Genomic DNA, 22,908 nt, shown 5'->3' with positions numbered 1-22,908 from the left:
AAGTTAAAACAAAGCAAGGAGATTTTAATTAACAAAAAATTAAAATATCTGTTAATTAGATTTTTGAGAAAAAAAACTATTTAGAAGGAAGTTTTACCAGATTAACCCAGAATTCTTCAATTTGGTTCACGGCATTCATAAAATCATCTACTTCTATAGGTTTTGTGATGTAACAATTTGCATAATTCTGGTAAGAAATATCAATATCTTCTTTTGAGGAAGAAGTAGTAAGCATAATTACCGGAATTTGCCTTAGGTCTTTATGTTGTTTTACGAATTTGAGAACTTCGTGCCCATTCATTTTTGGAAGGTTTACATCTAATAAAATTAGATCTGGAGTAATTGCTTTTACATACTTTCCTTTTTTATCCAGAAAATCCATAGCTTCCTTTCCATCTCTAACCACACTTAATTTATTCAGAATTTTGCCCTCTTCAAGTGCTTCTGAAGTCAAAAGTATATCGCCTTCATTATCTTCAACCAAAAGTATGTGGATAGATTCCATAGCTACAAAATTTATTTGAAAGTTTAAATAGTAAATTACCCAGAAGCAAGCTCACGAGGCATTCCTGGAAAATAATATTTTTAATTTCGAGGCATTCCGATTCTTCGGAACGTGTTTTAAATCTCAACTACCGAGTAAAATATAAGAATTTAAATAATAATTAACTAAAAATTCAGTTTATTTCTAAGGCGAGTCTAAAATTTATTTCATCATAAGAATTTTATTACAATTAAGCTATAGCTTTTGCAATGGTAAAATGAAAAATACTTCCCTTTTCTTCCTGAGATTCTACCCAAATTTTTCCACCCAGGTTTTCGATAATTTTTTTAGTAACCGCAAGGCCCATTCCAGTCCCAGAATATTCGTCCCGATGATGCAAACGCTGAAATATAACGAAAATACGATCAAAATACTCTTTATCTATACCAATTCCATTATCCTTAATACTAAATTCCCAGAAATTTTCGGTTTCCTTAAAATCAATGCTAATTTCAGGACTAATATCTTCTTTACTGTATTTTAGAGCATTGCTAATAATATTCTGAAACACCTGCCGTATAGGACTTTTTGGAGCTTTTATAACCGGTAAATTTTCACTTATAATTTTTGCTTTTCGTTCTTCTATTCTTTTTCGGTAAAGCTGCGTTATTTCTTCTAAAATCTCGGCTATTGATACGTCTTCAAGTTTATCTTCGGTTCTTCCCACCCTTGAAAATTCTAAAAGATCTAAAATAATCTGTCGCATTCTTTTTGCTCCATCTACCGCAAAATCTATATACAATAAACCTTTTTCGTCCAGAACGTCGGCATATTTCTTTTCCAATTGGGTTAAAAAACTTGTTACCATACGCAGTGGCTCCTGAAGATCGTGAGAAGCTACGTAAGCAAATTGCTCCAACTCTGCATTTGAGGTTGCCAGCTCTTTGGCTCTTTCCTTTAATTCTGCATTAAGTTTTTTAAGCGATATTTCGTATTGTTTTTTACGGGAAATATCCTGTATTGCTCCTACCACTCTAATGGCTTTTTTATTTTTATCACGAACCACAAAACCTCTGTCAAATACATCCAGATAATCACCCTGTGCATTTCTATACCTATATTCTTCTTCCCAAATGCTATCCTCGCCTTCAAGAAACCGCTGAAAGCTATTAACAATTTTTCCCTGGTCGTCGGGATGAATCTTATTGTACCAGGTAGAGAGATTCGGTTTAAACTCCTTTAAATTATAGTTAAATATTGTCTCAAAACCTGCACCCCAAAACAATTTACCTTCAACAACATCATAATCCCAAATAGCATCAGATGTGGCTTTAGTTACATAACGATATCTTTCGTTGGCACTTTCAAGTTCCTTTTCATAGGCTTTTATATCAGAAACATCGCGAAGCACACCAATCATTCTTAAGGCTTTACCCTCATCATTTCTAATGATATATCCATTTTCAATAATATCTAAATAAGAGCCGTCAGCTTTTCTGAAAAGGTATTCAGCATGCCATTTACTTTTATTTTTATTCTTTAAACTCTGCTCCAAACTTTTATTAACTTCAATAATATCATTGGGGTGAATGCCCTCGCTCCATTTTTGAAGTGGAAATGTACCTTGCTCCCTATCGGTGCCCAACATTTTATAGAATCCGTCTCCCCAGGTCAACTCATCATTTACAACATCCCAATCATAAATTGCATCCTCGGTGGCTTTATTTACAAATTCATAGCGTTGATTGCTGCGTTTTAGAGCTATTTCATTTAACTGAAATTCAACAATTAACTGCAACAATCCAACCGACCTTTTAATACTTCTCTGCTCCTTTTCTTTTTCGTGGAAAGGATTATTTTTATAAAAAACTGTAAAAATCCCCAGTCTTTGCCCTTTTGAATCTATAATTGGATAAGTCCAGCAAGACTCGATTTCATTTTTTAATGCTATTGTTTTTAATCTGGAAGCAGGAGCCTTATTAATTTTTAAAACAACGGGTTTCCCGTCTTCAAATACAGAGTATATTTTATCTTTTTGTTCAATTCCCAGGTCATTTAAAGCATCTACAAGATTAGGATTAATTTCACCCGAAGCCCAATGAGATAATTTCTCGTTTTCAAGCTTTTGAATAACGAAAGAAGCATTAGGGTTTATCTTCTCCAGGTTTTTTACATAAAAATTAAGGATTCCCTTTAATCTGGAAGTCTTTTTAAAATTCATTTCCAGCACTTTACGCTCCAAATTTTCTAATTCCTGAAAGTGTCTTTTTTCGGTAATATCGCGTGAATTGGTGACTATACCTTTAACGGCCGGATCATCTATAAGATTCGTTGCAGTAGTTTCTAACCAACGCCAGCTTCCGTTTTTATGTTTAAACCTAATACCATTAATTTGGACCCTTTTTTGCCGGCGTATCTCTTCAAATTTCTTTTGAACTTCCTCTAAATCATCAGGGTGAATAAACTCAAATACATTATGGTTTTCAAAATCTTTAGGAGAATATCCTGAAACAGAAATAAAATTAGGGCTCGTGTATCTATAATCACCATTTTCATCTAACAAGGCAATTAGATCACCACCTTCCTGCACTAAACTCTTAAAGCGCTGCTCACTAAGTTTAAGTTGCTCTTCTGCTCGTTTTCTTTCCCTGGAATCCCTCGCTATAGCATACATGAGATTTTCTTTACTGTCCCAATATGCTGACCAGGTTAGCGGAATAACGTTCCCATTTTTCGCGACGTAACGATTTTCAAAATTAGTCATGGCGGTACCATTCCTAATATCCAAGGCCGCCTGTTCTGTTTTTTCCTTATCCTCTTTAAGAACAAAATTCATAAAAGCTTTCCCTCGTAGCTCTTCAATTGAATAACCTAAAATACTTTCTGCCGCCCTATTAATTTCTGTAAAATAGCCTTCAGCATCAATTATAGATATAATATCCAGGGACTCATTCATAATTTTATCTAGGCGAGACCGCTTTTGCTCCAGGTCTTTTTCGGTTTTTTTCCTTTTAGAAACATCGGTCATAATACCACGTAACCAGCGTGGTTTCCCGTTTTCTTTAACCACTGAAACCACATCGCTTACCCAAACATAACTACCATCGGCTTTTAGCATTCTATATTCAAAACTGTGGTTTTTTCCTTGTTCCACCTGACTTAGGCAGAAATTAACTGCGTATTTTCTGTCGTCTGGATGAATATGATTTTCCCAAAATTTGGGCTTGTGGTACCAATCTGAAGGTTTAATTCCTATTAAATCTAAAGCCTGGTCGCTCACAAAAGTAAATTCAAAGGTATCGACATCTAATTCCCAAAAAACACCTTCTATACTTTTTATTAAGCCTTTATATTGTTCTTTGGTTTTATTTAGCTCCAGCTCGGCTTCATGTTTTTCCGAAATATCTATTCCAGTACATTGAATTTCATTAGGATTCCCTTGTGCATCACTTAACGCGATACAATCCCAAACGGTAGTGCGTACACTCCCATCTCCCCTTAGCTTCCCAAATTCGATCTGAAAAGATTTATCGGGATTTCCCAAACACTTTGTAAGGATTCCTTCTACCTTCTGCCTGTCCTTTTCAACCACGGCAATCATACTACTTTCTCCAATTAACCGAGATTCTCCATTTATCCAGCTAAAATCCTCTTGATATTTATTATTGCAATAAGTGTAATTTCCTTCAATATCAATTCTAATAACGTAATTGGTTTGAGATTCCAGTAAACTTCGCTGGCGTGATTCATTTATCTCTAATAATTCATAGGCCAATTTTTCCTCGGTCACATCTAAAACAATAGAATCCCAAACTATACTACCGTCTGCCAGTTTTTGGGGAGATCCAAATCCTCGGTTCCATCGTATCCCTTTTCCGGGATGTTTTACCCGCCACTCATGCGACCATAAACTTAAATTACTGGCCGATTCATTAATCTTTTTTTTAAGTTGGGGTATGTCATCTTCATGATACAAATTCCATACAACGCTATTGTCTCGCGTTGCTTCCTGTGGGGTGATCCCCCAAACATTCCGAACCCCTTCGCTTATGTACATTAATTGGTCATCACCATTTGGTTTAAGTTTATATCTAAAAACAACTCCGGGGATATTATCGTTAATATTTTCAAGTCTAATTTGAGCAAGTTTACGAGAAGTAATATCCTGGGTAGCTCCAAAAATTCTTATACACCTTCCGTTTTTGAACTCAGGTTTTCCGGTGGTTCTTATCCACTTATCATTATTTTTAGCAGTAATTATTTCAAATTCAAGATCAAAACCTTTCCCGGAATTTAAGGCCATAGAAATAGCATTTCTTATGGTAGTTTTATCTTTTTCAGATTTATAGAAATTTATAGCAGTATCAAGAATCGGAGTAAAATCTTGCGGGACCTCGTGAATTTCCTTAAGCATTTTAGACCAGTAAAGGCTATTCTGCTCAACATCTAATTCCCAGCTACCAATTTTAGCAACTTCCTGAGTTTCCTTTAAAAATTTTTCATTTTTCTGTAAACTTTTTAGCGAAACCTGCCCCTTTTCCCGGGTGTTAATCACCTGGGTAATATCGCGAACCCTATGTAAAATAAATTCAATTTCTCCCTTTTCATTTTTAATAGGAATATTATCTGCTTCCCAAATTTTTCGTTGTAAAGTGCCGGTTTCCTTATCGGGGAGATCGTACCGAACCTGGGGAATATGATTTGGTTCGCCAGATTCTATAGCTTCCTGGAAGAATTGAGAAAGTATCTCAATAAAATTATGATCTGTATTTACTTTCCCAAAAACATCCAACATACCATTGCCAACCAACTGCTCTCGAGGCATACCGGAACTTTTTTGAAATGCACGGTTAACTTCAATAATCGTGAATTTTGGATAATCTGGTAGTAATAAGAAACAATTGTCAGGAAAAGACAGGAATACTTCCTTTTGTTGCGTGAGGTTAATCATTGAAGAATGGGATTACGGACCTGGTTTTTATTACTCAAACAAGCCACTAATTCTTCAGGAAAATACTTAAAATATGTGAAACAATTTAGAGGGGAATATAAAAAAACCGAAACTGGAGAAACCAGCTTCGGTCATTAAATAATAAAAGCAGGGATTTTAGGTGCAAATCCCTGCTTTAAGTTGAATTAATAAACTAACTTAAATTGAAAGTTTTTCTGTAATTACCTTATCGGCAACACTTAATCTAAAAGTGTACTCACCTTTTTGCATTTTAGAAAAATCCAGGGTTTTATTCATTGTATACCCTTTGTCTTTAACTTCTCCTACCAGTTTTCCTGTAGCGTCATATACTTTTAGACTCGCATAAGTTTCTGCAGGATTGGTTAGAAAAAATTTAACTTTTTTAGCCTCTACTTTATAGATCGGTTTAAATACTACAGCAGCAGTTTTATCTTCGATACTTATTCCATTAGAGGATTTCTTAATTTCAGTAGTGTAAATTCCACTAACATCTTCAGTATTTAAAAAGTAAGTTCCTGCAGGAATACGGCTAAAATCTATTTGCTTTTTATAATTCCCATCAAGCGCCGGACTATCCTTAAATAGAATAAATCCTGAAGCATCTTCTAAGCTCACTGTACTCACATTATCTAATTCTACAATTAGAGTTTGCCCCTTATCTACACTAACTTCCACACGGTCAGCAGCGTAGAAATTTATTCCGGTTACTAAAGCTACTAGCAATAACGAATTTTTCAATAGTTTTTTCATAATTTTGATTTTTAATTGTTAATACCCCTTGTTTACATTTACAAAGATAGGGCACTTTTACCCTGCTGAATAGTAGTGAATAAACAAGTAAATGTGCTATATTGATATTTACAATTATTTAATATTGATTTTTTGTATATATAGCATATTTTTGAGTTAATTTTGCACTATTAGGAGTAATATTACGCCCATATTACCAAAAAGTTAATTTATTGAGGATATGCTAAAAACCAACAAGCCTTCTTTTGAAAAAGTAGACCCAAGCTTTGGAAGTTCATTTTCTTTTAAAAGTTTTAACCAACTACACCAAAACAAAAACCACACATTTTGGCATTACCACCCAGAAATAGAACTGGTTTATGTAAACGGGGGTTCGGGGAAAAGACAAATTGGAAGCCACGTCTCCTATTATCAAAACGGTGATCTTATTTTAATTGGCGCCAATCTTCCGCACTGTGGGTTTACCGATAGTTTAACCGATAACGACAGGGAAACCGTAATTCAATTTAGTCCTGATTTCCTCGGAAAGAATTTCTGGGAGATCCCCGAAATGAGAAATGTTCGGGTTTTACTTGAGCGGGCCAAAAACGGAATTGTTTTTCACGGAGAAGATAAAAACCTAATTGGTGGCAAAATAGAAGCACTAAACTCCTTAACTAACTATAAAAGGTTGCTGGGATTGCTTGATGTTCTTAATATGCTTGAAAACGCCAAAGATTTTACCCTTTTAAATGCTGAAGGATTTGTACTGGATACCGAACTGGAAGATCACAACCGGATTAATGTGGTCTTTAATTTTGTGAAAAACGAATTTAAAAGAAATATTGCCCTGGAAGAAATTGCCGGAGTGGTGAGTATGACGGTGCCGGCGTTCTGTAGATATTTCAAAAAAACAACCGGAAAAACCTTTGTGCAATTCGTTAACGAATATCGCCTGGTACACGCTGCTAAATTATTGCACGAAAAGCAGATAAGCATCACAGATGTATGCTTTGAAAGCGGCTTTAATAATTTTAGTCATTTTAATAAGCAGTTCAAGAAATTTACCGGAAAGGCTCCTTCGGTTTACCGTAATGAGATCAAGTTTGCGGTTTCATAATTTATTCTATGATTTTAATATATCTAAAATTGTGATAAAACAAAAAGATCCCGTTTCAGCTGAAACGGGATCTTTTATATTCTAAATTCTGAAAAGAATTTTACTCGTTTTCGTGCATAAATTTCTGCTTACCAAGTAATTCTTCCTCACTTTCTACGTGCTCATCATCGGGCACGCAGCAGTCTACGGGACAAACCGCAGCACATTGTGGTTCGTCGTGAAATCCTTTACACTCGGTACATTTGTCGGGTACAATATAATAAATCTCATCACTTACAGGTTCCTGTGCTTCATTCGCATCAGCTTCCTTTCCATTTGGCAGTACCACATTCCCTTCCAGGTCTGTTCCATCGGCATAACGCCAGTCGTCTGCACCTTCATAAATCGCTGTATTAGGGCACTCGGGCTCGCAGGCGCCGCAGTTTATGCATTCATCTGTTATAACAATTGCCATAGCTTTTATCTTTGTAATTTAATTATCATAAAACTTAGGTGGTATTTCCTGTCCTTTTTTAGGAGTTTGCCGCCTTAAGTTTTAATTTCGCACTACAAATTTAAAGCCATTGGCTATCATAACCAAATAAGGAAATGACAATCGAAGAAAGAAAATCATATTTTATTCAAGTAGGAAAATTCCTGAGTCTTTTTGGGGATGGGACTAATAATTCAATAAAAATAACGCCTGAAAACGAAAGATTTTTTAATGAATTAAATGATAAAATTGATCAATCGGTTCATTATAACGGTTGGTTTACCCGGGAAAACGTGATTTTTTCACTTCAGCAGTGGAGCAAAGCGCTAACACAAAGCAATTTGGATACCTGGTTGACACCTTATAATTTGGGTGAAAATCAACAAAAAACGGTAGCCATAATTATGGCCGGGAACATTCCACTGGTTGGTTTTCACGATTTTCTTTCGGTTTTAATTTCAGGGCATAACGTTTTGGTAAAACAATCTTCTAACGACAAACAATTATTGCCGGTAATCGCCGGATTTTTAATGAATATAGCTCCAGAATTTGAAGACCGAATAAAATTCACCGAGGACAGACTCACCAATTTTGATGCGGTTATCGCTACCGGAAGTAACAACACCGCCAGGTATTTCGAATATTATTTCTCTGGAAAACCCAACATCATCAGGAAAAACCGAAATTCTGTAGCTATTCTTACCGGGAAGGAAACTAAGGAACAACTGGAGGCTTTAGGCGAAGATATTTTTAGGTATTTCGGCTTGGGTTGCCGCAATGTTTCAAAACTGTATGTTCCTAAAGAATATGATTTTGACGATTTTTTCAAGGCGATGTTTCCGTGGAATACTTTGATGAATTCGGCTAAATACGCCAATAATTACGATTATAACAAAGCGGTGTATTTAATGAGCGAATTTAAATTACTGGAAAACGGATTTCTTATTCTGAAAAAAGACGAAATTTTCGGCTCCCCTATTGCAACCTTGTTTTATGAAGAATACGAAGATGAAAAAGAATTACAGGAAAAACTGGAGCAAAATAAAGAAAACCTGCAATGCGTAGTAGGGTCTGAAGCCGAAATTGATTTCGGTAAAACCCAGCAACCCGAATTATGGGATTATGCCGATGGCGTAGATACCTTAAAATTCTTAGAAAAACTTTAAAACATAAGACTAACCACTTTTATAAACCAACTATGAAAAAACATAATTATAGCGCCGGTCCCTGTATTTTACCTCAGGAAGTTTTTAAAGAAGCCGCGCAAGGCATTTTAGATTACCAGGATTCAGGATTGTCTATTATGGAAATTTCCCATCGCAGCACAGCTTTTGTAGACGTGATGGAAGAAGCCCGTAGCCTTTCCCTGGAACTTTTAGGACTTCAAAATAAAGGCTATAAAGCCTTGTTTTTGCAAGGAGGTGCCAGTATGCAATTTCTAATGACGGCTTATAATTTATTAAATAAAAAAGCAGCCTATCTCAATACCGGAACCTGGTCTTCTAAAGCGATTAAAGAAGCTAAACTTTTTGGTGAAGTTGTTGAAGTTGCTTCCTCAAAAGACAAAAACTTCAATTATATCCCGAAAGATTATCAAATCCCGGCTGATGTAGATTATTTCCATTGTACTAGCAATAACACAATTTTTGGCACTCAAATTAAAGATTTCCCTGAAGTTAAGGCGCCGCTGGTTTGCGATATGAGCAGCGATATATTTTCTCGCGAACTTGATTTTTCTAAATTTGATCTTATTTATGCGGGGGCCCAGAAAAATATGGGTCCGGCAGGAACTACTCTGGTGGTGATCAAAGAAGATATTTTAGGAAAAGTTGAGCGTGAAATTCCATCAATGCTGAGCTACAAAGTACATTTGGAAAAAGACAGTATGTTTAATACGCCGGCAGTTTATGCGGTCTATGTTTCGCTATTAACCCTAAGATGGATTAAAAACAAAGGCGGAATTGCAGCAATGGAAAAACGAAACACCGAAAAATCCGATTTACTTTATAAAGAAGTAGATAGAAACCCATTATTTAAAGGTTTTGCTGAAATTGAGGATCGTTCGCCAATGAACGCCACTTTTAACCTTACCGATGAAAGCAAAAAAGAAGCTTTTGATATACTTTGGAAAGATGCCGGTATTAATGGACTTAACGGACACCGAAGTGTTGGTGGCTACCGTGCTTCTATGTACAACGCTTTAGATATAGAAAGTGTAAAAGTGCTCGTAAAAACCATGCAGCAATTGGAACAAGAATCATAAATCAGCATCGAAAAACCAGATTAAAGCTGGATACTTAAATTGATAACCTGCAGGAAAATAAATATAATCCTGCACCAAATTCCCATACCAGGGATTAAATTATAATAAATGAAACCTGAAGATTTTTTTAATAAACCCACGACACCAAACCAACCTGAAAAGATAAAAATTCTAGCCAACGATGGTCTTGCAAAAGCCGGTATAGAACAGCTTGAGAAAGCCGGTTTTGAAGTTATTAGTACCAAAGTAGCCCAGGAACAACTGGCCGAATATATAAATTCAAAAGGTATTCAGGTTTTACTTGTTAGAAGTGCTACAAACGTAGATAAGGCGATCATTGATGCCTGTAAAGGTTTAAAACTTATAGGACGCGGTGGTGTTGGCCTGGATAATATTGCCGTAGATTATGCTGAAAGTAAAGGCATAAAAGTAATTAATACCCCACAGGCAGCTTCAGGCTCGGTTGCAGAACTTGTTTTTGCACACCTTTTCAGCGGAGTAAGAAAATTATTTGACTCTAACAGGAATATGCCCTTAGAAGGAGAATCGAGGTTTAAAGAATTAAAGAAATCCTATTCCGCGGGAATTGAACTTAGGGGAAAAACTCTTGGAATTATCGGTTTTGGTAAAATTGGTCGTGAAGTTGCTAAAATAGCTTTAGGGCTGGGAATGAAGGTTATTGCCAGCGATAATGAAGTTGGCGAAGCAAAAATCACTTTGGAATTTTATAATCACCAAAGTATAGAAATTCCAATAAAGACCGAACCTGTGGAAGAGCTTATAAAGCATTCAGATTTTATAACGCTTCACGTGCCCGCCCAAACCAAACCACTAATTGGTAAAAAAGAACTGGAAGCAATGAAACCGGGAGTGGGAATAATTAACACCGCACGCGGCGGGGTTATAGATGAAGTGGCACTTTTGGAAGCCATAGAAGATGGCAAAGTTGCTTTCGCCGGTTTAGATACTTTTGAAGCCGAACCAAGACCGGCCATTAAATTGTTGATGAACGAGAAGTTATCTTTAAGTCCGCATATTGGTGCATCTACCTTAGAAGCCCAGGAACGTATAGGTTTAGAACTTTCAAAACAAATTATTTCGCATTTTTAAAAAATAAACTACCTGGGAGCAAGCTTAGTAGACATTAATAGCGAACAATTGTTTAATTTTAGAGGAAGGCCTCGGAGCATCTACTCTCGATTATCGAGTAGATTATAATAAAGCTTTAACGTGAGTTACTATTTAAAAGCCGTAAATTTATTTTCATAAAAATATAAAGCATGGCTTCCATATTAGATTTACTTAATACCCAAACAGGAGAACAGCTGGTTAACAAAGCCAGTGCAAAAACTTCTGAAGATAAAAGCAAAATAACATCGGTACTGGGAATGGCTATGCCGCTAATTCTTGGCGCAATGAAAAAAAACGCTAAGGATCCTAAAGGCGCCGAAAGTTTAGATAAAGCTTTACAGAATGAAAAACATAATGGAGAGGTTTTAGATAATTTAGAAGACAAAGACCCTGAAGAACTCACCAACGAAGGCAGCAAAATTTTGAACCACGTTTTGGGTGCAAAACAAAGCGGAGTGAGCAAAACCATTGCTGGAACTTTAAATATAGACGAAACCACGGTTAACAATATTCTTGAAATGGCTGCCCCTGTTATTATGGGATTATTAGGACAACAAAAGAGGAAAGATAATGTTGGTTCTTCCGGTTTATCAAGCTTATTAGGTTCGGTTATGGGATCTAATGATTCACACGACCAGTCCTTTCTGGAAACTTTATTAGATGCCGATGGTGATGGTAGTGTTATAGACGATGTAGCAGGAATGGCTTTTGGCGGTAAGAAAGATAAAAAAGGTGGCAGCCTGCTTGGCGGTATGTTAGGCGGAAAGTGAAATTGAAGATTCATGCTGTAACTTCCTAATATAAACCAACTCGAGCAAGTCCGTAAAGCCTTATTAATTAAATATAGTTTTCGTGGCAAGCCATCCTTAATGATTTGGCAGGCTTTGAGGCATTTAAAGCTCAATTTTTCGAATAAAAAACAAAGATGAAAAACTTCATTTATATTTTATTACTAGGTCTGTTTATATATAGCTGCGGAAGCACGCGAGATAGAAACCTGGGAGATTCTCAAATAAATGAGGATACGGTTCGCATCGCAAACGATAGCCTGGAATATGAAATTATAATTATTGAACCTGGGTTTAACCTTTTTATAAATTCTATAGCAAAACCAGAAGGTTATTACTCGCAACAATACCTGGAAAACAAAAATCGCATGTTGGTTTCTGAATATAATCAACGTGTTAGACAACCCCAGGTTTACAACCCCGATCTTTATTTGCAGGAAATTAATTATGAGCCCAATACAGATTATGGTTATGAAGTAAATTATTTACTATATAACTATTTTGTATACTTCAGCAGGCATTATAACCAGCGATTCGCTGTTCCTACGCGTATTTAACACTCATTATTTTAATTCTCCGAAGCTTTTAGTACTTTTGCTGCATGAATAAATTAAAGGCACGTTGGGGTATAGATTCTAATTGGCAAATAGTTATAATATTTATAGTATTCGCTATCACAGGATCTACTTCAGCTAAATTAGCTGAGCCCTTATGTAATCTCCTGGGTATCTACGAGGCTTCCTCTCATTGGGCGGTTTACTGGAGTGCAAGAATTTTTCTGATTTTTCCCATTTACCAGGTTTTATTGGTTAGTTTTGGCTGGATTTTTGGCCAGTTTCAATTCTTTTGGGCTTTCGAAAAGAAAATGCTAAGAAGAATAGGCTTTGCTAAATTATTACAATAATTATTCTTGAAACTATTTAAACACATATTTGCTATACTGTTGGGTGCTTTGCTTTTGCTTCCGGTGGTTATTAGTTTCTCTCATATTTTTAGTGGGCACGGTCACGAATTATGTATTAATTATGCCGATGAGCATTTTCATGAAAGCAGCCTTGACTGTGAGTTGCATTCCTTTAATCAAAGTCCTGTACTTGCTGCCGACTTTATAAATTTTGAACCGCTTGTAGAAAAGCAAATCCAAAAACAATTCTTCGATTTTTATCAATTTTTAAGTGATTATCAAAAGCTCCCTTTTGAGCTTCGCGGTCCGCCACTGACTGCCTAACATTCAATTTATTTGTTAGAATTATAATTATTTAAAAAATTAATATGAAAAGTATACTTTTCTCATTGCTCTTTATAGCAGTGAGTCCCATTATATATGCTCAGAACAGTGTTTCGGGCCAGGTTACCAATGCTGAAACCGGAGAACCGGTATTTAGCGCCAATGTCTATTTTCCAGAACTTAGCAAAGGCGATATGACTGATCTTGACGGAAAATTTAAGGTTGAAAATATTCCCAACGGAAAATTTAAAGTCGTAATCTCATCGGTAGGGTTTGCTACTTACTCCAACGAATTAGATTTCCCCGAAACTTCAAATTTAAATATCACTTTAGAAAAATCGGCCATAGAGATGGAAGAAGTGATTGTTTCTACTCCTTTTCACCAGTTACAAAGTGAAAATGTGATGCGTGTAGAACGAGAAAATGTTGCAGAATTAAACCGAAAAGGTGCAATAACCTTAAGCGACGGACTAACCCAGATTGCAGGAGTAGAAAGTTTAACCACAGGAGTTGGAATTGGGAAACCGGTAATTAGAGGTTTAAGTTCTAATCGTGTTTTGGTTTACACCCAGGGTGTTCGCTTAGAAAATCAGCAATATGGAGATGAACATGGGCTTGGGATAAGCTCTAAAGGAATTGAAAGTGTTGAGGTTATAAAAGGCCCTGCTTCGCTTCTCTATGGAAGCGACGCTATTGGTGGTGTGCTTTACATGAATCCTGAACGCTACGCAGCCTCAAATGAAATCAATGCTGAAGTAGATGTAAATTATTTCAGCAATACCCAGGGTTACCAGGGAAGTGCAATGGCAAAAACTTCAGGAGAAAAATTAAAATTTCTTGCCCGTGGAAGTTATGCTGCACATAGCGATTATGAAACAGGAAATGGGGAAAGAGTGACTAACACTCGTTTTAATGAAACCGATTTTAAAGCAGGAATCGGCTACCAGGATGCTAAATTCAAAACCGATTTAAGGTATAATTTCAATAAATCTAATATTGGAATTCCGGAGGAAATAGGAGAACAATCTACCGATAAAGAGCTGCTTCTTCCCTACCAGGAAATAGATAATCACATTCTAAGTTTAGAAAGTAAACTTTATTTCAACAATTCCAGTCTTGATTTTAAAGTTGGTTATCAATATAATAACAGAAAAGAGTTTGAAGAACATCTCCACGAAGAGGAACACGGTGAAGAAGAGCACGCCGAGGAAGAAGAACACCTGGAAGAGGAAGAAGGCACCGACCATCCTGCTTTAGAAATGCACCTGGAAACTTTAAATTATAACCTTCAATATAATTTACCACGCACCGGAAGGTTTGAAACCATTTTAGGAGTTCAGGGAATGCATCAAACGAATACTAATTATGGGGAAGAAATTCTAATTCCAGATGCTACTACTACAGATTTTGGTGTTTTTGCCACTACTCACGTACATTTTGATAGGTGGGACTTCCAGGGAGGTTTAAGATTTGATACCCGAAGTATAGACAGCGAAGCTGTAGAAGCTCACGAAGAAGAACATGCTGAAGAGGAACACGAAGGTGAGGAACATGAGGAAGAGCCAGGCCACGAGCACGAAAGCGGTGAAATTGCCGCAGTAAATAATTCATATAAAAGTATAAACGGTGCGCTTGGAGCAAAATATATCCTTACTGAAAACTTAAGTGCAAGATTAAACTTAGCTACGGGTTTTAGAGCGCCTAATTTATCTGAATTAACGTCTAACGGTTCCCACCACGGTACTAATAGATATGAAGTTGGAGATCAAGATCTTGACAACGAACAGAATTTCCAGGTAGACCTCTCTTTAGAATGGAGAAATAAACATTTTGAAGCTTTCGTAAACGGATTTCATAATACAATAAACGATTATATTTATTTACAGCCTACGGGAGAATTGATAGATGAAAACCCTGTTTTTGAATATACACAAAATAACGCTGAATTGTATGGTGGAGAAATAGGCTTACATATTCACCCGCATCCTTTAGACTGGCTGCACCTGGAAAGTAGTTTTGAAACCGTTACCGGAAAAAGAAACAATGGCGAGTATTTACCATTAATTCCCGCGAATTCCCTCACCAATACGCTGAGATTGGAATTTGATAATCCAGATTATAAAATCTTTGGTAAATATATTTTTGTTAGATTAAAGAACGTGTTCGATCAAAATAATGTTGATGCTTTTGAAACACGTACCGCCGGTTACGGGTTATTAGGTACAGGATTTGGAGGGCAATTCGCCATAAATTCTAGTGAAATGAGAATTGGAGTAAGTGCAAATAATATTTTGAATAAAGATTATATCTCCCACCTTTCCCGCCTAAAACCAGATGGTATTTCTAATATTGGCAGAAATATTTCGGTTTCAGTAAGGTGGTTCCTATAGGGCATTAATAACAAACAGGTTTTTAGGAATGTTTGTTTACTCGATAATCGAGATTTAATGTTCCGAGATAGTTTACTAAAACTAAAAAGACCTCACAGTTCCGTATAGCGAGCGGAATTGTGAGGTCTTACTTTTTAATTGCTTACAGTTTTTAAACTATAATTTTCTTTTTCCCTTTAACTTCGGGATTATTGTCTTCAATATTATCAATATGGGTTAGGTCCTTTTTCTTGCGGTTTTTAAGAAAACTATAGGCTGCAATTCCTGCCCCGGCTGCTACTGCTCCTACTCCAAGAGCGCTTGCCGGTTTTCTCATGATCATTTTTCCTGCTTTAAAGATAACGGCGCGTTTAAGCCATTTCATTCCCTTTTGTATTGCTGCTTGATTGTTCATAATATTTTTTTATTGGTTAATTCTGATTTTTTTCGATTTATATAAATATCGCAGTAATTCTAAATATCTTACGTTAAAGAGATTTCAAATAACACAGTTTTAACGCTCTTAACCCAACTAACAATTCAGTTGAAATTTTATTTAAAAGCAGTAATTTTCTTTGCATATCTTTCTGAAGCAGAATTTAATTGAGCTCCCAAAAGCACGGTAAAACAACTTATAAAGAGCCATAACATCATAATAACCACGGCTGCAATAGAACCATAAACTTCGCCATAACTTCCAAAATTACTTACATAAAAAGAAAAACCCCAGGAAGCGACTAACCATAAAAGGGTAGCAATAAGGGCACCGGGAATCACCCATCTTAGTTTAGGATTGGTTCGTTCTGGTGCATATTTATAAACAATGCATAGAAAAAAACCGACAATTATCGCCAAAATTGGCCAGCGTAACCAACTAATAAGGCTTTCTATATTTTGAGGTAAACCTAATTCTCCTACCACAGCGGGAAAGGCAACGATTAACCCCATACTTAAAATCATTAGGATTATAGCGCCAAAGGTGAATAATAAAGTAAGTGTATTTTGTTTTATAAATCCGCGTGTGTTGCGGGTTGCATAGGCAATATCAATACCGGTAAATAAAGATTTCATTCCTTTATTTGCACTCCAGATACTAAATAATATACCTATTGCCATTCCCCATCCCAATGCTTTACCCGAAGTAGCAATAAATGCTTCCAGCCTTGCTTCTACAATTCCAAAAGCTTCTTCTGGTATCATGGACCCAAGCTGATTTAATTGATTTTCAATTTGAGCAGGATTTACCGCCAAACCATAAATAGAAACTAGCGCCATGACAGCAGGGAAAATTGCTAAAAATGCGTAGAAAGCAACGCCAGCAGATACAATAGTTAAGTTATTCTCGTCTATTTTATCTTTTATAATAATTGCTATTTTCTTCCAACCGGAGAATGAAATTTTTGATGGATTGGAAATTGTTTGTCGGTCCTCTTCAAATTCTGCCATTTTGTAAATTTTACATTCAGAGTAAATTACATAAAACAATTAAAAGCAAAGAGTTACGGCTGTTAAAGAGTTTTTAAATAATTTACAACAAATGCAAAAAAAACGGAATCCGATATGGAATTCCGCTTCAAAAATGCTTTATAAAATAAAGAAGCTTATTCTATTATCTCAACTTCAATTACCTGATCTTTAGGTTGTTTCTTTTTACTCCAAACAAAGGTATAAAAATACATTAGTGTAAATGTTGGAATAATATCGGTTCCCGGTAAGATCTCTTCAAGAAATACAATTACTGAAGCTACTTTACCTTTTTTTCCGGGGTACATTTCCCCCATTTTTCTAGCCGCATAAGGCGCCCACAATAAATCAAGAAACGGCCCCACTAAAGGAATAGCCATAGTAGCCATACCAAGAGCATCGTACATTAGGCCTTTTATAAATAATCTATCTTTTAAAAGTTTCATTTTGATTGCTTTTAGTCAAATAAAGCAAATAAAGTGCCAGATTATTATTTGAGGTTTGAGCTAATTAGCTTTAAAAACTCATTCCTGGTTTCTATTTTCTCAAATTGCCCTCTAAATCCGGAGGTTGTAGTTGCACTATTCTGTTTTTGTACACCACGCATCATCATACACATATGCACGGCTTCTATCACCACGGCAACTCCTTTTGGTTTAAGAGTGCTGTTTATACATTCCAGGATATCATGAGTTAAACGCTCCTGTACCTGAAGCCTGCGAGCAAAAACATCTACCACCCTGGGTAATTTACTTAAACCAACTATATGGCCATTTGGAATGTACGCGATATGTGCTTTCCCAAAAAAAGGCAACATATGGTGTTCACACAAAGAATATAATTCTATGTCTTTTACCACCACCATTTCGTCATAACTCTCCTTGAACATGGCTTTTTTTAAGATGGTTTCGGCGTCCATTTTATAACCCTGGGTTAAGAACTGCATAGCCTTTGCTGCGCGTTCGGGAGTATTCGCTATGCCCTCACGGCTAATATCCTCTCCAATTCCTTCAAGGATATTTTTATAATTTTTCTGAAGCCCATCAGTAACCTCAATATTATATTCTTCTTTAAATTTATAAGCCATCTTTTTATTATTTCAGTTTATCTGAAAAGACTTCAGTTAGTTTTTTTATTTTAGGATCTATTATAAACTGGCAATAGGGCTGTTGCCTGTGCTGGTTATAAAAATCCTGGTGCTCTTTTTCTGCAATATAAAAATCTTTCGCCGCAGTTATTTCGGTTACGATTTTATTTTCAAAAATCTTTTTTTCTTCCAGTTCTTCAATTACTTTTTCTGTAGTTTCTTTCTGATTTTCAGAATGATAAAAAACAGCGCTGCGGTACTGGGTCCCAACATCATTTTGTTGGCGGTTTAAGGTAGTTGGATCGTGTGTGGCAAAAAAGACATATAATAGATCCTGAAAGTTTATTACTTCTGGATTAAACTTTATCTGGATGGCTTCAGCGTGGCCAGTTCTCCCCGTTATAATTTCACGATACGCAGGATTTTTTATATTTCCACCGGTAAAACCGGAAAGCACCTCTTCTACTCCATTTAAACGTTGAAAAACAGCTTCGGTACACCAGAAACAACCTCCTGCCAAAGTTGCAAGTTCTAAATTTTCTGAATTCATAGATTATTTTTGTTTAGCAAATTTAAGGTAATAATAAACAAATTAAATATAGTTTAACTTGAATTTAAATCAAAGCTTTGTCTGCATTGAGAACTATGATATATTTGAACTAATTATTATTCAAATCCTCAATTAATGCCTGCGAAAATCCGGTTTATTTTAATATTTTTCAGTTTTGGTCATCAAATTTCGGCGCAAATAGATAGCCTACCGCGTAAAAACTATTCGGCAACAAAAACACAGGAATCCCCGGTAATTGACGGAATCTTAGACGATAAAGCCTGGAAAAACCTTACGAAAGCCAATAACTTTGTTATGTATTATCCCGGCGATGGAGATCCAATTCCCCCAAGTCACAATACCGAGGTGAAAATAGTTTACGATAATGAAGCCTTGTATATTGCGGCATATTTATATGAAGATAAACCGGGCAAGATTGTAAAACAGTTTACCCAACGGGATAATTTGGAGCAAAGTGATTACTTTCAAATAGATATTAATACCTATGACGATGGTGAAAATCAAATAAGGTTTGCAGTTACTGCCGCGGGTACTCGAGCAGATGCTAAAATAACCGGAAATAATGAAGATTATGGCTTCAATATTGTTTGGGAGGCTGCGGTTTCTCAAGACGAAAATGGTTGGTATGCTGAAATTCGCATTCCTTATTCTGCGTTGCGTTTTCCTGAAAACCAGGAACAGGAATGGGGAATTCAGTTTTTAAGACAGATCTCGCATAGAAATGAAAGTTATACCTGGAATTATGTAGATAAAGCCGTTGGTTTAATGAGTCAGCAAACCGGTTTACTTACGGGAATTGAAAATATTGAACCTCCTACCCGACTCAGTTTTTATCCATATACCTCGGCAGAAATTGATAGGTTTGATGGACAAACCGAAACTAATTTTAACGCCGGGCTGGATGTAAAATATGGAATTAATAAAGCCTTCACCTTAGATATGACATTAGTTCCAGATTTTGGCCAGGTTGCTTATGATGATGTAGAACTTAACTTAGGCCCTTTTGAGCAAATATTTGGAGAAAATCGTGCATTTTTTACCGAAGGAACCGAGCTCTTTACAAAAGGTGATCTTTTTTATTCCCGCCGGGTGGGAAATACTCCTATTGGTTTTAATAACGCCCAGCGTGAAAAACTCGATAATGAAGAGATTCTTGAAAATCCTGAAAGAACCGATCTTATAAATGCTTTAAAAATTTCAGGTAGAACCGAACGTGGCCTTGGCGTAGGATTTTTTAATGCCGTTACCGCTGAAACCAAAGCGATTCTTAGGGATACCCTTACCGGCAACAGCAGGAAGAAAATTACTGAACCACTGGCCAATTATAACATCCTGGTGCTCGACCAACGTTTTAATAAGAATTCTTCTATAAGCTTAATAAATACCAACGTTACCCGGGAAGGAAATTTTAGAGACGCCAATGTAACAGGCTTTCTATTTGATGTTTTCAATAAGGCGAACTCATTTAACTTTGTTGGAGAAGCAAAAATGAGTAATGTGAATTTACCAGGGCAAAATGAAACCGGCTTCGCTTCTTTGTTTTCAATAAATAGAACCAAAGGAAATTTCAGGTACGGAGCGTCGCACGAATTTGCAAATGAAACGTATGATATTAATGATCTTGGAATAAGTTTCACGAACAACTATAATAATTTTTACCTGAATACTTCTTACCAAACTTTCAAGCCAACCGGGATTTTTAATCAGTATAACATAGAATTATATGCAAATCACCAGCGTCGCTACCGTCCCGATGTGAATGTTGCAACCGGTGGAGGTGCAAGCATCTTTGCAATGACCCGCGAACGATTTGCTTTTGGAGGTTTTGCTGAAGTAAATTCTGCTTTTAAAGACTTTTTTGAGCCACGCAGGGAGAACACTTTTATCACATACCAACCCAATATTGCGGGGAACGCCTGGATTTCTTCAGATTATAGAAAGAAACTGGCTTTAGATGTGCGCACAACGTACCAGGTTTTCAATAAAAATTCCCAGGAAAGTTTTAATTTCAGCTTTAAACCCAGAATTAGATTTAACGATAGGTTTTTAGTGATCTATGGTTTTGAATACGATAATGAAATTAATCGTCCCAGCTTCGTTACACTTCAGCCTCAAAATGTGATTTTTGGAATCAGGGATATGAAAAGTTTTGAAAACTCGCTTCAGGCAAATTACAATTTCACCACGAAGCAAGGGTTAAATTTAAGTTTCAGGAATTTTTGGTCGGTCGCACAGTTTGAAGAAGGAAGCTTTTCAAAATTAAATAAAGATGGAAGTTTAACTTCAATAAATTACGATAGAAAGGAAAATTACAATCCCGATGCTAATTTTAATATCTGGAACCTGGATTTAAGCTACCGCTGGCAATTCGCACCCGGTAGTGAAGCAATTTTACTCTATAGAAATTCAATTTTTAATCAGGATGAATTAAGCTATTTAGATTTTCAGCAAAGTTTAGATAATTTATTCCATAGGCCGGCGCGACATAATTTTAGCTTGCGTATAGTGTATTATATAGACTACAACCGGGTGAAAAACATATTCAATTCTTAGCTTGGGGGTTTTACTGAATTTGGCTAATTTTCACGAGCCTTAGTAAACTACCTCGGGGCAAGCCTCGGGGCATTTAAATCTCGATTATCGAGTAAATATTTCGAACCGGGTTACAAGGCATTTTAAGGAAGTATTAATTTAATTTCGAGGAAAGTCCTGGAGCTTTTAAAATCTCGATTATCGAGCGAACAAATGATTATAGCCAAAAATATTCATAAATACTACGGAGACCTGCATGTATTAAAAGGTCTCGATCTTCATATTAAAAAGAGCGAAATTGTATCTATTGTGGGAGCTTCGGGAGCGGGTAAAACCACTTTACTTCAAATTCTGGGAACTTTAGACAAACCTGAAAAAGACAAAGATTCTACCCTAGAGATCAATAATACCGATATTTACAATCTCTCTTCCCGGGAATTATCTAAATTCAGGAATAAGAATATTGGGTTTATCTTTCAATTTCACCAGTTATTACCAGAGTTTACGGCCTTAGAGAATATTTGCATCCCGGCATTTATTCATAATACACCAAAAGAAAAGGCAGAAGAACGAGCAAAGGAGCTTTTAGGATTTTTAGGACTTAAAAACCGGGCACACCATAAACCAGCTGAACTTAGTGGTGGCGAGCAACAACGAATTGCTGTTGCCAGGTCTCTTATCAATAATCCGGCAGTGATTTTTGCCGATGAACCATCAGGAAATTTAGATACCGAATCTGCCGAAAATCTTCATAAGTTATTTTTTAAGCTACGAGACGAATTTCAGCAAACTTTTGTAATTGTTACTCATAACGAAGAACTCGCAGATATGGCCGACCGCAAAATCACCATGCAGGACGGGAAAATTATTGATAAAAAGGAAATTTAAGCAGTTTGAAAAAAAGTGAACTCAAATCTTTTCTCGATTTTAAAGTAGAGCAATACAATACGCCAGAATTTATAGAATCAGATCCTGTTCAAATTCCGCATCAATTCAGTAAAAAAGAAAATATTGAAATTTCAGGGTTTCTCACAGCAACAATTGCCTGGGGAAATCGAAAAAGCATTCTAAAAAATGCAAATCGTTTAATGGAAATGCTGGATCGCAGTCCGCACGATTTCATTTTAAATCATTCTGAAAGTGATTTAGAAAGTCTAACGGGATTTGTTCACCGTACTTTTAACGAAACCGATCTTATTTATTTTATTTCAGCTTTAAAAAACATCTACAAGCATCACGGTGGTATTGAAAGTATTTTTACTCAAAATGCTGAAAAAGCCTCCCTTCAACCGGCGATTCACGAATTCAAGAAAGTTTTTTTTGAACTTCCTCATCCATCCAGAACGCAAAAACACGTTAGTGATCCGCTTAAAAATTCTGCGGCAAAACGAATAAATATGTACCTGCGATGGATGGTTAGAAAAGACCAGGCCGGTGTAGATTTTGGTCTTTGGGAAAAACTCGATGCTTCGCAATTAAGCTGCCCTTTAGACGTACATTCTGGAAATGTGGCGAGAAAATTAAAACTCTTAAAGCGAAAAGCCAATGATGCCAAAGCTTTAAATGAGTTGGATATCTCGCTAAGGAAGCTGGATCCAGTAGATCCCGTTAAATATGATTTTGCATTATTTGGCTTGGGTGTGTTCGAAAAGTATTAGTAAAAATCTAACAAGTCTCACTTAAATTTGTTAAATTTGT

The 22,908-nt window shown here is 36.2% G+C and carries 22 protein-coding genes; 13 read left to right on the top strand and 9 right to left on the bottom strand.

Translation table 11 applies throughout. The annotated features are described in order from the left end of the window. Positions 1-76 precede the first annotated feature (76 nt). Together B5488_RS03405 and B5488_RS03400 are read right to left on the bottom strand one after the other, a co-directional pair. On the bottom strand, positions 77-505 hold the full coding sequence (locus B5488_RS03405) for a response regulator (protein WP_079733985.1): 429 nt from the start codon (positions 503-505) through the stop codon (positions 77-79). Between the two features lie 229 nt (positions 506-734). Next, entirely contained in the window at positions 735-5,435 is a 4,701-nt protein-coding gene (locus B5488_RS03400) for a PAS domain-containing protein (protein ID WP_079733984.1), read from the bottom strand. Between the two features lie 6 nt (positions 5,436-5,441). On the opposite strand from B5488_RS03400, the gene B5488_RS18255 reads away from it, so the two are divergent. Further along, the gene (locus B5488_RS18255) at positions 5,442-5,573 is read left to right on the top strand and encodes a hypothetical protein (RefSeq protein ID WP_262507341.1); all 132 of its coding nucleotides are present in this window, start codon (positions 5,442-5,444) and stop codon (positions 5,571-5,573) included. A 60-nt stretch (positions 5,574-5,633) separates the two neighbouring features. Here the strand turns inward: B5488_RS18255 and B5488_RS03395 are convergent, their stop codons facing one another. Next, positions 5,634-6,206, bottom strand: coding sequence for a T9SS type A sorting domain-containing protein (locus B5488_RS03395; RefSeq protein WP_079733983.1), 573 nt, complete (start codon positions 6,204-6,206; stop codon positions 5,634-5,636). A gap of 220 nt (positions 6,207-6,426) precedes the next feature. Here B5488_RS03395 and B5488_RS03390 point away from each other — a divergent pair, with 220 nt between their 5' ends. Next, positions 6,427-7,305 carry an AraC family transcriptional regulator gene (locus B5488_RS03390; RefSeq protein WP_079733982.1) on the top strand — a complete coding sequence of 293 codons (879 nt, stop codon included), beginning with the start codon at positions 6,427-6,429 and terminating at the stop codon, positions 7,303-7,305. A gap of 100 nt (positions 7,306-7,405) precedes the next feature. Here the strand turns inward: B5488_RS03390 and B5488_RS03385 are convergent, their stop codons facing one another. After that, positions 7,406-7,759 carry a 4Fe-4S dicluster domain-containing protein gene (locus B5488_RS03385; RefSeq protein ID WP_079733981.1) on the bottom strand — a complete coding sequence of 118 codons (354 nt, stop codon included), beginning with the start codon at positions 7,757-7,759 and terminating at the stop codon, positions 7,406-7,408. A 134-nt stretch (positions 7,760-7,893) separates the two neighbouring features. On the opposite strand from B5488_RS03385, the gene B5488_RS03380 reads away from it, so the two are divergent. The 8 genes from B5488_RS03380 to B5488_RS03345 all read left to right on the top strand — a co-directional run bounded on the left by B5488_RS03380 (position 7,894) and on the right by B5488_RS03345 (position 15,577). Further along, on the top strand, positions 7,894-8,943 hold the full coding sequence (locus B5488_RS03380; protein WP_079733980.1) for an acyl-CoA reductase: 1,050 nt from the start codon (positions 7,894-7,896) through the stop codon (positions 8,941-8,943). Between the two features lie 32 nt (positions 8,944-8,975). Further along, positions 8,976-10,040: a 3-phosphoserine/phosphohydroxythreonine transaminase gene (gene serC / locus B5488_RS03375; protein ID WP_079733979.1), complete on the top strand. Its 1,065-nt coding sequence runs from the start codon at positions 8,976-8,978 to the stop codon at positions 10,038-10,040. Positions 10,041-10,202: 162 nt separating this feature from the next. Next, on the top strand, positions 10,203-11,150 hold the full coding sequence (locus tag B5488_RS03370; protein WP_079736514.1) for a D-2-hydroxyacid dehydrogenase: 948 nt from the start codon (positions 10,203-10,205) through the stop codon (positions 11,148-11,150). A 170-nt stretch (positions 11,151-11,320) separates the two neighbouring features. Further along, complete coding sequence (locus B5488_RS03365) at positions 11,321-11,941, top strand: DUF937 domain-containing protein (protein ID WP_079733978.1); 621 nt, start codon at positions 11,321-11,323, stop codon at positions 11,939-11,941. 155 nt (positions 11,942-12,096) lie between these two features. Further along, the gene (locus B5488_RS03360; RefSeq protein WP_079733977.1) at positions 12,097-12,516 is read left to right on the top strand and encodes a DUF6146 family protein; all 420 of its coding nucleotides are present in this window, start codon (positions 12,097-12,099) and stop codon (positions 12,514-12,516) included. Positions 12,517-12,560: 44 nt separating this feature from the next. Beyond that, positions 12,561-12,863, top strand: coding sequence for a DUF6787 family protein (locus B5488_RS03355; protein WP_079733976.1), 303 nt, complete (start codon positions 12,561-12,563; stop codon positions 12,861-12,863). A gap of 6 nt (positions 12,864-12,869) precedes the next feature. Beyond that, on the top strand, positions 12,870-13,187 hold the full coding sequence (locus tag B5488_RS03350; protein ID WP_146128740.1) for a hypothetical protein: 318 nt from the start codon (positions 12,870-12,872) through the stop codon (positions 13,185-13,187). A 44-nt stretch (positions 13,188-13,231) separates the two neighbouring features. Beyond that, positions 13,232-15,577 (top strand): TonB-dependent receptor, encoded by a 2,346-nt coding sequence (locus B5488_RS03345; protein ID WP_079733974.1) that lies wholly within the window; start codon positions 13,232-13,234, stop codon positions 15,575-15,577. Between the two features lie 151 nt (positions 15,578-15,728). On the opposite strand, the gene B5488_RS03340 is transcribed toward B5488_RS03345, so the two are convergent. The 5 genes from B5488_RS03340 to msrA all read right to left on the bottom strand — a co-directional run bounded on the left by B5488_RS03340 (position 15,729) and on the right by msrA (position 18,657). Next, complete coding sequence (locus B5488_RS03340; protein WP_079733973.1) at positions 15,729-15,971, bottom strand: hypothetical protein; 243 nt, start codon at positions 15,969-15,971, stop codon at positions 15,729-15,731. A gap of 137 nt (positions 15,972-16,108) precedes the next feature. Then, positions 16,109-17,002 carry a YihY/virulence factor BrkB family protein gene (locus B5488_RS03335; RefSeq protein ID WP_079733972.1) on the bottom strand — a complete coding sequence of 298 codons (894 nt, stop codon included), beginning with the start codon at positions 17,000-17,002 and terminating at the stop codon, positions 16,109-16,111. A gap of 155 nt (positions 17,003-17,157) precedes the next feature. Next, positions 17,158-17,466, bottom strand: a complete 309-nt coding sequence (locus B5488_RS03330; protein ID WP_079733971.1) for a hypothetical protein — start codon at positions 17,464-17,466, stop codon at positions 17,158-17,160. Between the two features lie 44 nt (positions 17,467-17,510). After that, entirely contained in the window at positions 17,511-18,107 is a 597-nt protein-coding gene (folE, locus tag B5488_RS03325) for a GTP cyclohydrolase I FolE (protein WP_079733970.1), read from the bottom strand. A 7-nt stretch (positions 18,108-18,114) separates the two neighbouring features. Then, positions 18,115-18,657, bottom strand: coding sequence for a peptide-methionine (S)-S-oxide reductase MsrA (gene msrA, locus B5488_RS03320; protein ID WP_079733969.1), 543 nt, complete (start codon positions 18,655-18,657; stop codon positions 18,115-18,117). Between the two features lie 135 nt (positions 18,658-18,792). On the opposite strand from msrA, the gene B5488_RS03315 reads away from it, so the two are divergent. The 3 genes from B5488_RS03315 (at position 18,793) to B5488_RS03305 (ending at position 22,868) form a co-directional block, all read left to right on the top strand. Then, the gene (locus tag B5488_RS03315; RefSeq protein ID WP_079733968.1) at positions 18,793-21,231 is read left to right on the top strand and encodes a DUF5916 domain-containing protein; all 2,439 of its coding nucleotides are present in this window, start codon (positions 18,793-18,795) and stop codon (positions 21,229-21,231) included. Positions 21,232-21,423: 192 nt separating this feature from the next. After that, on the top strand, positions 21,424-22,098 hold the full coding sequence (locus B5488_RS03310; RefSeq protein WP_079733967.1) for an ABC transporter ATP-binding protein: 675 nt from the start codon (positions 21,424-21,426) through the stop codon (positions 22,096-22,098). 5 nt (positions 22,099-22,103) lie between these two features. Next, positions 22,104-22,868, top strand: a complete 765-nt coding sequence (locus B5488_RS03305) for a TIGR02757 family protein (RefSeq protein ID WP_079733966.1) — start codon at positions 22,104-22,106, stop codon at positions 22,866-22,868. Positions 22,869-22,908: the final 40 nt, after the last annotated feature.

Origin of the sequence: Salegentibacter salegens (genome assembly GCF_900142975.1) — a bacterium.
Lineage (GTDB): Bacteria > Bacteroidota > Bacteroidia > Flavobacteriales > Flavobacteriaceae > Salegentibacter > Salegentibacter salegens.
The sequence above is the reverse complement of the archived record's forward strand: the minus strand, read 5'-3'. Positions and strand labels throughout refer to the sequence as shown.